The sequence below is a fragment of the Tunturiibacter psychrotolerans genome (assembly GCF_051013365.1).
GTDB lineage: Bacteria > Acidobacteriota > Terriglobia > Terriglobales > Acidobacteriaceae > Edaphobacter > Edaphobacter psychrotolerans_A.
In genome coordinates, this window is record NZ_CP132941.1 from 2,082,037 (window position 1) to 2,094,643 (window position 12,607).

Genomic DNA, 12,607 nt, shown 5'->3' on the forward strand with positions numbered 1-12,607 from the left:
CGCGCTTCTCCTGCGGAAACAAGTATCTCCGCAATCGAACGAAGAGATTAAATCGGATCAAAGACGGTCACACATCGATTCCGCAGACCCGCTCCTCAGGCATCCAGCTTCGCCAGTGTCGTCTGCATCTCGACGCTATCGTTCCACGCCATCCTTAGGCCACCCGACAACGGCGCTGCGCCCATCAGCCTCACCATCGACAGAACCGCCTGTATCGGGCGCGGCGCATAGCCCTTGGGCCACAACTCAGACACTGGACGCATCTCTCCATTGGCGTCCGGATGGTAGACCCGCTGATCCCAGCGGCGCGAGCCCTCCGGAAAGTGCGGGTAGTTGCGGATCGCATCCAGGGTCGACTGCAGAATCCGATGCTTCCAGGGCTCGGCATACTGCGGCATAAAAAGCACATGACTCTGCCGCTCACGCCGCACCTCATGTACGAACTCAGTAAAGCTTCCCGCCCGCGTCAGGTTCACGTTTGCGTTCGGCTCAACACCGTGACGATCTCCGCCGCTGATCACCAGCTGATTCCATTTACCGGCCAGGGTCGCGGCCTCGCGGTTTTCCTTCCAGTCACGCAGCCCGTTCAGCTCCAGCGCGTGCACATACTGCCCATACAACGCGAGAAATTCGTTCACCAGAACGTCGTGCCTCTCCTTGCCCACCCGGTACAGATCCCACAGCGGATGATTGAAGATCACCAGCACACCCGGAATCTCGTCAAGCTCAGCCAGAACCTCCCGCAGCAGCTGAGGCTCGCGAGTCGCCACCGGAAGCGCCGTAAACGCAGCCAGACGCTCCATCCACGCCGCGCCCGTCGCGCTTGGCAGATTGTGAACGCCGATATGAAAGGCCGTGTCGCCAAAAGGCACCGTCCACTCAACCGACACCGGAATATGCCGTGACGAAGGCACCGATCGCAGCAGCATCGGCGCATTGATGTCATCGTGATCGGTGATCGAAACAAGAGCCTGCATCTGCAGCTTGTCTTCGATCTGCCGTCGCTCCAGGTCAAACGCGAGACTTGGTGTCAGCGGTGGAGTCCAGTATCCCCGGGCATAGTTCAGGTCAATGCTCTGCCGCCGCTTGCACCGTCGTTCTGCCCACCGCATTACCGGCTGCAGCACGCTCCAGTCCTTCGACATCTCGGAGATGAAGTCCAGCGTCTCTTTCGACTGGTTGGTGTGACTATGCAGCGAGACCCCGGTTTCAAAACCCTTCGCCGCCTCCGGTTCCCGCCACAGGTACGAAACGCTCGACTGGCTCATCGGGTTACCCCCAGGTTGTCTGCCTGCTTACGAATGCAGTATGGGTTCCAAATGTGACGTGGGTGTAACTGCACCAACAATGCAGCTTCAAAATCCGTAACCCCAGTATCTACAATGATTCCCCAAAGGTTGTAGCCCTTAGTTCAATCGTCAAAGTAGTGCAGGCCAACGCACCTGTCCCCGCTCGCATAGAAGGGCCACGGCTGGTTCGCAGCCCTCGCCGTCACGAGCATTTATTTCACAAGCACAATCTAGTTCGGCTTACCGCCACCACGGTTTGGCTGTGAGCCCGATGACGGCCTCCCAGCCGGCCGAGACTGTTGCGGTCGGCTCTGGCTCGTGGGACGAGACTGCGGACTAGGACGGCTCTGTGCGGGCCGCGACTGCGGCGTGGGACGAGGTTGTGACGGCCGCGTAGTCGGACGCGGCTGCGGCGACGGACGGTTCGGTTGTGACGGCCGCGTAGTCGGACGAGGCTGGGGTGTCGGCTTTCCACCCCCCTGCCCAGGCTGTGGTGTCGGCCGCCCACCCTGCCCAGGCTGAGACGGACGGCCGCCCCCCTGACCACCTCCCGGTCGATTTCCATTTCCAGGAGTCCCCGGATTCCCCGGACGATTTCCATTTCCCGGGTTTCCAGGCCGATTGCCATTCCCCGGTGTCCCCGGTCTGTTTCCGTTTCCAGGACCCGTGACAGGGCGCCCGTTCCCCGGAGTTCCAGGACGATTGCCATTCCCTGGAGTTCCCGGTCGATACCCCGGAGTTCCTGGACGCGAACCTCCGGGACGATTCCCGGGATTCCCAGAAACCGGACGCCCCGGACGATAACCCGGATAGCCCGGCTGACCCGACCCAGGACGGCTATAGCCCGGCCGATTCCACGACATAGGAGGCCGATAGTTTGGCGGACGATACCCCCAATTCCCTCCATATCCAGGGCGGCTGCCATACGGCACCGGACGCGGACGATAGTACGGTCGCGGTGGAATATAGCCGCCGTGCCATCCACCCCACGGTCCGTGGTTGTAGTAGATACCGCGCCCACCCCAGTTCCATCCCCATCCACCCCATCCCCACGGCTGATTACTCACCAGCAGCGCACCAATCCCGATCCCAACGCCGAAGCCAATCAACGAAGCCGCCACCACGCTACTCGTACTCGGCGCTACGTAAACGACGGTCGGGTCATACTGCGGCACATACACCACCTGGGGATTCGCCGGCTGAATCACATAAATCGGCTGCCCCGAGTTCTGCTGCACCTCGACCTGTTGCTGCGGCGTGCTTCGCAACGTTCCCGCCGTATAAGCCTGCGAACGCAACCGCTGAATCGCCGCCGACACCTCCGCCTGATTCGCCGTAACCGCAGCTCCAATCGCAGCGTAGTCGTCGATATTCTCGGCCATCATCTCGATCACGGAAGGAAAGTTGGTGAGCGCGATAAAAGCCGGGTCGAAACCCTGCTGCTGCGCCGCATCCGTCAACGCCGTCCCGCTCAGGCCCTTATTCAAAGCCAGCCAATTATCGACATCCAGAATCTCCTGAGGATTCGTCGAAGCCGTCGTAATCTGCGCGAGCAGCGAATCGGGATAGAGCGCTACTGGCGCCAGCAACTGATCAAGCTGTGCAGCCGTAGGAGGTGGCGGTGGCGCTGCGGTCGCTTGAGCCAGAAGCATTGCCCCAAAGCTCTGAAACATCAAGACGGCGACAAGAAAAAGCGCGGCAAGGACACTTGGTTTCCGTTGCATGCAAGACCTCAAAAAAAGATGGGTGCTGCGAACGATCTAATTCTTTTGGCTCGCGCCACGCAAAATCGTATCAGAGCCAGTGGCTAGCCGGTGCTTCCAAACGTCGAATCGGAACATCTCTTGAAGTGCAATGAAATAGACCTCCCGTTCGGGAGTACAACTGCCACCTTCCCGAGCCCCCCATCTCCGAGATCGTTATAGAGCGGCCGTACGAGTCAAATAGATCACGCTAACGTCATCTTCCTGCCCAAACTCCTGCGCAGCACTCGCAATCTCCGCGGCGGTAGTTGCAGTCCTTAAAAGTTTCGCCACCCGCTCGAATCCGAATAGACGCCTGTGCGCATCAGTGGCCTCCACGACACCGTCCGACATCAGCACCAGGGTGTCGCCTTCCACCATCTGAAATCGCATTACCGAAGGCTCCGCGCCATCGACCATCCCAAGCGGCAAAGCGCCCTCCATCTCAATGGCCTCCCTGTTTCGATACGGAGGCACATGCCCGGCATTGGCCAACACCACTTCGCCGTCTCTGGCTATCGTGAGCGCAAGACAGGTGGCCTGGGCGTCGTTACGCCCAAGCAGCCTCTTATTCAATGCACGAAGGATCAGATCCGGATCCGTACAAACATCAGCCGCCGTCCGAATCGCCCCAACCAGGAGCGCCACCAGCATGCCGGCTTTCAAACCTTTGCCGGTTACGTCTCCGGCCACGATCAGCAGGCTTCCATCCACTCCATTCGGAATAATCTGAAAGAAGTCCCCACCCACCTCGCGCGCCGGTCGATACTCACTCTCAATGAGAAGCCCTGGCAGCGTCAGCCGTGCTTCCGGCAGGATGACCTGCTGCACCTCCTGCGCCTGCTTCACGTCGAAAGCCATCAGACGCTGCCGCTCCAAGGACCGTAATAACCGTCGCAGCAGAAGCAATGTAAGAGTCACTACCAGGGCAACATCTATGACTTGCCACATCGTGAAGCCCACGCCAAAGGGGTACCAAAAGAAAGGAACGCTCAAACTAGCCAACTCGGGTGCCCAAAGCCCAACCCCGAAGAGAATAACGGCGGGCAAGACCAGCCAGCCCTCGACGCCCTGTCGTCGGATCCCCTGAACAACGATCCAGATCAGAGTTGCGAATAAGAGTAGCCGGGAAACAACATCCGCGACGTAGAAGGCGGCTGTAACCGAGGTGGGTGCGGAAATAACCGATGTCGATCCGGCAAATAAGGTCGAAATCAGGTTCAGCGCTGCTAAACCAAACACAGCGAACCGTAACCAGGCAGGTCGTGGTCGCCCAAACCACACCCACCAGACCATCAACCATCCTGCGTAAATGAATGAGTTAAGAACATCTGTCATCCAGGTCCACGTGATGCCGTTGAGGTTGATCCAGCTAACTGCACTATGCAGCGCTTCAACGACCGCTCGGAGGAGAAATACACTTCCAATCCAGAGATAGACCGAGTCGGAGCGGTCAACCGATCTAAGACTGAATAGCAGCAGCGCCAGCGCGACGAATCCGACCGCGAAGGCGGCATTGGATCCAGTCGAAAGTACCTGTGCCAGCCAATCTAATTTGTACACATCCCAAATGGCGTCCTGACTGCCTAATACGGGCGCGGTGTGAAAACCGCCCGCATCTGTTGAGCCGACCAAAGTCGTGGGGTCCATCCACATCCGAAAGGCAAGCACAAGGGAGGTGGCAGATGTGCCAGAGATCCCCACCTGTGGCAAAGAGTCCTGCGGGATAAAAAAGAACATCGGCTTGGTAACGCCGGCCGTCGGCGTCTTACCGCTGAAGTCGCCGAAACTGCCTATCAGTGCGCCATTGGCGAAAAGCTGGTAACCATCGTCCACAGCGGTCGGCCCGGCGAGAGCCACGCGCGTCTCGGGCGGTTCAATCAGTCCAACGTGTATGCGGTACCACGCGTAACCCGCATACCCTGGATGTCCTCTCCCAGTCCAGCCCGGCACTGAGTTTGGCGATCCAAATACTGAAGGAGGCGTTCCCGGCTTATGCCTAAGATCCACCGTCTCCCAGTGCGAATCGTCAAACCCAGCCTCCGCCCAGAGTGGCTTACCCGTCACAGGATCAAGCGGCGAATCGCCAACCTGAAACTTCCACGGCCCATACAATGGCACCTTGGCCCGCCCCAGAGATATGACTGCGACATCATCCCGTTCTGGTGGCGGACTCAGTGGACGCTGCCGAGGTGCACTGATCTTGGCCGAAGCCACAAGGGCAAATGCCCACATCGCAGAGACGCAAATCAAGGTGCGGAATGAACGAATCAACTAAGACCTCGTTCGAAGTGCAGCCACTGCACGCACTATACCAAGCGTACCCCGTACCCTGACATCTCTTTAGCTGACAGCAAATCAGGTCATTGGGCAGCCGACACCCGTCAACCATTGAACCCGGCTACCACCTGCTACCGCGTCTTCGCAATATCCGGCCCCATCATCTCCTGCACACTCGGCGCTGGATCATCCGGAATCTCTTGCTTCTCCAGCCTCGCCTGCTCCCGCTCATAATCAGACTCCAGATGATTCTCCGTCAATCCAGCCTTCAGCAGTGCAAACGCCTCCTCCGGTGTATCCGCAAACTGAAACAGCTCCAGATCCGCCGTAGCGATCGCACCCTTCTCGGCCAGCAGCTCGAGGTTGATCACTTTCTTCCAATAATCCGCCCCGTAGATCACTACCGTAATCTTCTTCGCCAGCTTTTTCGTCTGCGCCAGGGTCAGCAGCTCGAACATCTCATCCAACGTCCCGAACCCACCCGGAAACACCACCAGAGCCTTCGCCAGATAAGCGAACCAATACTTCCGCATGAAGAAGTAGTGAAAGTCAAAGCTAAGCGCAGGCGTAATGTAAGGGTTCGGATGCTGTTCAAACGGCAGCTTGATGTTCAGCCCGATCGTCTTGCACCCAGCCTCATACGCCCCGCGATTAGCCGCCTCCATAATCCCCGGCCCACCACCCGAGGTCACCACAAAACGGTGCCGCCTCCCAGGCAGTGTCTTCGCCCACGAGGCCACCATCCCCGCCAGCCGCCGCGCGTCCTCGTAGTACTGAGCCATCTCCACCGCAGCTTCGGCCAGCTTCAACTTCTGCGCGCTCGCCTCGCCGCTCTCTATCTCCTCTGGCCTCGCGGGCTGCTCCTCCTTCGGCGCCGGTTGGGCCGACCCCGTATTTGCCAGCAGCTCCAGCTCCGAGTTCGCCACGTCCAGCGCCCGAAACCGCGCCGACCCGAAGAACACCACCGTGTCCTGAATCCGCTCCCGCCGAAACCGTGCCATTGGCTCCTGGTACTCCGCCAGAATCCTCAACATTCGCCCATCAGGCGAGTTCAAAAAATCCGCATTCTCATACGCCAGCGGAGCCTGCTCCAGCGTATCCGGCACCTTAGGGTTCATAGTCTCTCTATCCACATGTTAGAAAACCGGCAGTCGATCGCCCGTCATCCCCGGTAGTCGCGGTAGTGCACCGCCTCGGAGACACCGATCCATATATCCAGCAGCCCCAGCCCGGAGATCATCCCCCGCACCGCGCCATTATGCAACACCGCAGCAAGCCACGGCCGCGCCAGGATGAACTCATTGCGATCCCATATCCGCGTCCACCACGGCAACACCATCACCAGCACGCCCAGGTACACGCAGAACAGCACCAGCACAAACAGCGACAGCCGCTGCAGCCACACCGGCGCTGTTCTCTTTACAGGTTCAACCTTATTCACCGCCGCATCTTCAACGGTCGGTTCAGGGTTTGGGAAAAGTTGTGGCTGTCCGGACATCAAACTCCGCATCAAACGTTCTGCGCAAAACCTCTTCTACTCGAATAACTCTCAAGTCTGACACTAGCAGAGCGACTCGCGCTTGTCTCTCCGGCCAAAGCACCAGCGAAGGCTCCCCCACCCCCACCTCTCTCATTTTGCAGGAGTTGGCAGCTTTGCAGTAGCTGGAAGCTTCGCCGGCGCCCGCGTATCGTGCGGAAAATCCAGCCGCAGGTCATACGTCGACCGCGTGCCCGTCACCTTGATCGGCAACTCCACTCCCGCCCCATTTTTCTTCAACAGCTTGTCAAACGGAACCAGCAGCATGCTCTTCCACCCAGTCGTCATCTGCGACGCCGTCGCCTCCGTCCTGACCTTGCCACGAAACTCGTACGTGCTTCCAATCAACTCGATCTGTCCATTCATCATCACCTGCGCACCCGGCATCTGGTAGTTCAGCTCCAGTATCTGCAGCACCGCGTCCGCCTGCGAGAACGTACCCGACATCGACGATCCCACCACCGGCGCATCCTGCGCATTCGCCAGCTTCGGCTTCCCCTGAGCCCGCGCGCTCATCGCATCCAGCTGCTCCTGCATCTTCACGTTATTCAACAACGCATCGTGAATCGCAAACGTACCGTCCAGCCTCACCTTCTTCGAAACGCTCACCGGCCCCGGCGGAACAACGACATGCACCTTCGTCGCCAGCGCCCCACGCATCAGCGCCGGATTCCCCTTCATCGCCAGCGCCAGCATGTCCTCAATCCTGCCCTTCTCCATCACCGCACGCAGGTCCGTCGTATGCCCCTGCGTCCCAGCGCTCCGCGTCACTGACCCCGTAGCCGTCAACTCCGACCGCCCTATCCGCGTCTTCACCCGGTCAAGCCGAACATCGCCCGTCGTCCCATCCACCACCGCATTAAACTCCGTCCGCATCGGCAGCGAGTGGTCGCTGATATCAAGACGAAACTCCGGCACCTCTGCCGCCCCATCCACCGCAATCGCCCCCAGCGTCCCCTCAAACTTCCCCGTAGACGACAGAATCCCTCCCAGCCCATGAATCGAAGACAGGTCCGCATGCGTAAACTCATAATCGCCATTGATCGGCGTATCCCGCGGATTATCCTTCTGCCACGGCCCGAAGCGACCCGTCGAGCGCACATCTCCCACCGGCTTCGGATTTCGCAACACCGCCGTATAGTTCAACGGCTTCTTCGCCCCAACATCGGTCAACACCACGCTGCTGATCTCAAACTCCAGCGGCTTCTTCCCCGGCCTACTCGTCTCCAGCGTAATCTTCGCGTCTGTACACTCAACCCGGTCCACCGTAATCCCCAGCCCCGACTGCCCCTTCTGCTTCGGATCATCCGGCATCAGCGGCCCGCGCTCCTCCTTCGGAGGAATATTCACCGCCAGCCCATGTACTTTTACATCGACGATGCGCGTCGTCGGCCGCAGCAGCTCCCTCCAATCCGTACCGAACTCAAAGCTATCCACCACCACCATCGGCGGTGCATTCGGGCGAGCATCCGGCTTCGTCGGCCCCGCCAGATAAAGAATCCGCAGCCCACCACCCCGCACAATCACACCCTTTCTCATCGACAGCTCAAACCGATCCAGCTCCACCGGGCTATGAAACCGCGCCGAAAGCGACTCCACCACTTTTTTCCGCAACATCGGCTGCAGCTGCCGCAGTCCCCACTCCACCATCAACGCCCCCACAATCGCCACCAGCACAAAAACCGCACCGGTCCAAAGAACCCAGCGTCTCCGCCACCAGCGCTTGCGCTCCTCTACTGTCGCCGTCTCCACCGCTGCCTCGTTCAAGAGATACCCCGGAATTTCATGCTACCTTCCACGCACCTGGTCAGTTAGACGAATCCACCTTCACGAAAGGCCCAACCGGGTCACCAGCCCGCAAATATCCCCATCGTCCGTCAGGTGCTCCACCCACAGTGACTCGCCGGACCCCTTACTTCTTCGGAGTCAGACACGTCTGTCCAAATCGATCATTCAGGCAAAGCGTCCATCCACTCGGGTCTTCATTAAGCTTGTACTGATACTCTGTCTTGCCGGGATGCAGAAAGACCTTCGAGTTCTTGCCAGTGCACTGATCTCTGGTCCACTCAATGTGTCCCGCCGGTATAAGGTCGATGGTCGAATCATGTACTGAGATTTGACCGAGCTCCTTTGTCTCAGTCGAGATCACGCATCTACCGTTTGAAGCCCCTCGCATCTCCTCCAGGGAATACTCTCCGGTTCGCATAATCCTCCAGCGCGGTGGAGAAAAGCTATAGAGCACCGATCGAGCAGAACGGACCCCGCCACCATCGGATTGTTGAACAAACTGCCACTGCCCGACCAGACTTTCAGGCACCGCCGCACCGTCCGGTTGCGCCACCGTCGGCATCAGCGTCGCAGCCTGAAGCAGAAACACGATCGGACTGAAAAGGAAGAAGAAGATCAGAGCAATAGCAGACTTACGCTTCGAAACCTGCATCAACTCGCGATAGGCGCCCCACACCCAGTAGATCCATACATAAGTGACGACACAACCCAACACAAGAAAAACAAGAAAGATTCTGAACCCGTTGCTCGAAAAGAGGTTCATCGCATCCGCGGAACTGCCAGTTAGCGCCTGTTTATACCCAGTTGGATCCAGCGCTTTGAAAATCCCCTGCCCCACGAGTACAAAGAACAAACACAACAGCGTCGAAACGCCCGAGAAGTAGCAGGTAGCGGCAACGATCTGCCTCCACGCCGGTTTCGCCCCCACCATCTTCCACACCAGGGCGGTTTGCAACACGATCAGCGCAAAACCAAAAGCAGACAGCGCCGCAGTGATGCCGAACGCGAGCTCTTTGTCCTTTTCGCCGACGAAGAATGGAAGCTGCGCCAGAAACGCAATCCCAAACGACACCGCAAGAAACGTGAACGCCTCTTCCAACGCTGAGTCAGACTCAAGATCTAACGCCAGAACGGCTTTCTTCGGCGCAGGAAGCAGCGCAACCAGCCTCCGCACAAAGAACGGAACCGCACCAATCAACTTATCGATCAGATCCTTCATAGGAAACGCCTCTTGGCGCTCCACTCTACCCCCCGGCCCCTCAAACGCCTACAGAAAATTCAGCATTTTGCACACAGCGAAGCTAACGCAGAAGAACTGCGTGCCTCACGCGACCAGGTCCTCGCAGCCAGCCCCTATGGCGCCTTTACCTGCGACAGCTTCTTCTCCCTCTTCCGCCACTCCTCGGAAGAAAACAAGCGCGGCCCCACCTCAATCAGCCGCGGCATCATGTTAAACACCGCAACCCTGTTCCACGGTCCACCATTCCGCATCCGAAAACCCTTCTCATTCAGGTCGCTGACGATGCTCGAGTACGAGAAGTCCTGCCCCAGCAGATCCATCATCAGCATCAGTGTCTGATTCTCCCTGGGATGAACCTCAAGCCGAGTGCAATCCTCAGAGATTCGCAGCCCGTAAGGAATCTCCTCGCCGAAACCACCCGCCGTCGGAGCCTCCTGATCCGGCAACTCCCTCCGCCACTCAATCGACACCAGCTGCCATCCCGCAGCCATACGCTGCCTCATAATCTCAGGACTAAACGGCCCCGAAACCACATCGCGAACCCGTTCAAAATAAGCCATGCCCAGCCTCCGCAATCGACAATCTGGTAGTGGAAACGTGCAATTCCTCTGCCAAAAGTACACGCCACAGGCACGCCTGTAACTTCAGCCTCACCAGGACATAACCGTTACCCCACCGACAACGCCCACATCTTCCGCTGTTCAATCTCACAAAACACTGTTCGCTTTCGGACTCCCACCAAAGATATCCGCCCGCGACCAACGGGAGCACCACCCGACGGCGTACACAAGTCACGAAGTGACCGCCGCCCGCGCAGGGCGCCCGTCCGGCAGGACACATCGCCGACCGTTGTGCCTGCATCTGCGCCCGCTGAATCTTCCCCCGAACCTCTTCCCCGCGAAAGATCGGCGACGAACAAGCCTGCGCCGTGCAAAGAAACAGCGCAGCTCTCTTCAGCGGAGGGTACGTCACACTCGTGGGCAACGGTGCAGAATCGGCCGGGTCACGTATCTCGATCAACTCGTGTGACGTAATCGCCCGCAACGCAGCACTATGGAGCGCCACCACATCAGGATTCGACCAGGCCCCTACCACGGTCACGTGAATCGGAGCCTCCGTCCTATCCTCATTGGCAAGCAGCACGCCAGCCGACAGCGGCCGCAACGCGACCGACTCCGCCGCAAGATACCGCATCGCCTCCGCAGCAGTCGCATGAAACCGCTCCTCCCCCGAGGCAACCGCAAGCGCCGTAGCGAACCGCACCAGAGCGACATTTTCATCGCGATCAGGATGCGGCCGATACGCAGCATCCGTGGCCGTCGGTGCCGTAACAAATCCCCCGCCCACCGAAGCAGGCGCAAAGTGAGCAGAAATATACTCCGCAGCAGCGGCAGCAGCCTTCAAATCCCCACGATCGCCCGTAACATTATAAAGCGCCAGAAATGCCTGCCCCATCGCCAGCGTATCGCCAAGATAAGGCCCCGCAGGATCTACATCATCGTGCCGAAATCCCCCACCCGGCAAGCTGCGATGCACAACAATCCATCCAGCAGCACGCTGCGCCTGCACCAACGCGACAGTATCGCCGCTCGCTGCGTAGTAATCGCACAGCGCAGCGATCATCCACCCATTCTCGCGAGCGTACACGTGCTTATCCACGCGCGGTATCCCCTGCGCCCGCCGCCCCTCATCCGAAAGCTTGAAGTAAGCCTCGTTCTCCTGCCCATCATGCAGATCCGCATCCTGCGAAACAAAGAAAACACCCGCAGAAGGCGCAGTCAGAAAATTTGTAACATACCGATGCACAGATTGAGCCGCACTCAAATCTTCAGGATTCTGCGTCTGCGCAAAGGCGAGCGAATACTCCCGCAGTGCATCCGCCTGAATCGAGATCAGCTTCTCAAAGTGCGGCTCTGTCCAATGCCGTCCCACCGAATACTGGTACATCCCACCCCAAACCGGATCAAGCAGGTTCGTCGCATCATGCAGCGTATCCGCCGCGCGCTTCGCAGACTCCACGTTACCCCGCGCCCCCTGCCGCATCGCATACTCAACCGACTCTTCATCGAGATACTTATGAACAGACCCCCACCCTCCCACAGGCTTGTCATACTGCTTCTCGTACTGCGCCTCAATCCGCGCCAATAGCGCAGGCTTGATCACGGAATCCGACGCCGGACGAAACGCAGCCTCCTTCTCGACACTCGGCCCCGGCGAAGGATCGTCAATAATCGCCTGCAACATAGACGACATCAACTTCGGCGGCAAGTACCCCTGCCGCTTCACAATCTCCGACCCATCCGCCGCAAACACCACCGTAGCCGGCCATCCATAATCCTGATACCGATTCGAAATATCCGGCCGCGAATCCTGATCCACCTTCACCAACACATATCTCTGATTCAGCAACCGCACCACCGCCGGGTCGCGATACGTCACGTCGTCCATCACATGACACCAGTGGCACCAGACAGCCTCGAGATCCAACAGCACAAACTTATGCTCAGCCCGAGCCTGCGCAAACGCCCCATCCGACCAGGCCTGCCAATGCAATGTCGCCGGCGCCGGCGAAGTCGAAGCCCAGCCCGAAACAGCAAAAGTCATCAAAGAAATAAAACCCGCCAAACGTAATCTCATAATCACTCCAAGTACGAACCACAACCCTAAGACGGATTTTCCGGTTCTCATCAGAAAAGAAAAGCGCCCTACGCGGGCAGCGGTCACTTCGTGA

At 58.7% G+C, this 12,607-nt stretch carries 9 protein-coding genes; all 9 read right to left on the reverse strand.

Annotated features, from left to right (window positions below):
* Positions 1–95: 95 nt before the first annotated feature.
* Positions 96–1,268: a PHP domain-containing protein gene (locus tag RBB76_RS08830; RefSeq protein ID WP_429627788.1), complete on the reverse strand. Its 1,173-nt coding sequence runs from the start codon at positions 1,266–1,268 to the stop codon at positions 96–98.
* A 251-nt stretch (positions 1,269–1,519) separates the two neighbouring features.
* Positions 1,520–3,013: a DUF3300 domain-containing protein gene (locus RBB76_RS08835; RefSeq protein ID WP_429627787.1), complete on the reverse strand. Its 1,494-nt coding sequence runs from the start codon at positions 3,011–3,013 to the stop codon at positions 1,520–1,522.
* Positions 3,014–3,208: 195 nt separating this feature from the next.
* A complete protein-coding gene (locus RBB76_RS08840) occupies positions 3,209–5,305 on the reverse strand; it encodes a PP2C family protein-serine/threonine phosphatase (protein ID WP_429627786.1) in 2,097 nt (698 codons plus the stop codon).
* A 137-nt stretch (positions 5,306–5,442) separates the two neighbouring features.
* Positions 5,443–6,429, reverse strand: a complete 987-nt coding sequence (locus tag RBB76_RS08845) for a TIGR00730 family Rossman fold protein (RefSeq protein WP_429627785.1) — start codon at positions 6,427–6,429, stop codon at positions 5,443–5,445.
* Between the two features lie 44 nt (positions 6,430–6,473).
* Positions 6,474–6,809 carry a hypothetical protein gene (locus RBB76_RS08850; protein WP_183973518.1) on the reverse strand — a complete coding sequence of 112 codons (336 nt, stop codon included), beginning with the start codon at positions 6,807–6,809 and terminating at the stop codon, positions 6,474–6,476.
* Positions 6,810–6,941: 132 nt separating this feature from the next.
* A complete protein-coding gene (locus tag RBB76_RS08855) occupies positions 6,942–8,615 on the reverse strand; it encodes an AsmA-like C-terminal region-containing protein (RefSeq protein WP_429627784.1) in 1,674 nt (557 codons plus the stop codon).
* 145 nt (positions 8,616–8,760) lie between these two features.
* Complete coding sequence (locus RBB76_RS08860; protein ID WP_429627783.1) at positions 8,761–9,855, reverse strand: hypothetical protein; 1,095 nt, start codon at positions 9,853–9,855, stop codon at positions 8,761–8,763.
* Between the two features lie 134 nt (positions 9,856–9,989).
* Positions 9,990–10,436: a recombinase family protein gene (locus RBB76_RS08865; RefSeq protein WP_429627782.1), complete on the reverse strand. Its 447-nt coding sequence runs from the start codon at positions 10,434–10,436 to the stop codon at positions 9,990–9,992.
* Positions 10,423–12,513, reverse strand: coding sequence for a thioredoxin domain-containing protein (locus RBB76_RS08870; RefSeq protein ID WP_429627781.1), 2,091 nt, complete (start codon positions 12,511–12,513; stop codon positions 10,423–10,425). Before RBB76_RS08870 ends, RBB76_RS08865 begins: the two co-directional genes overlap by 14 nt.
* Between the last annotated feature and the right edge of the window lie 94 nt (positions 12,514–12,607).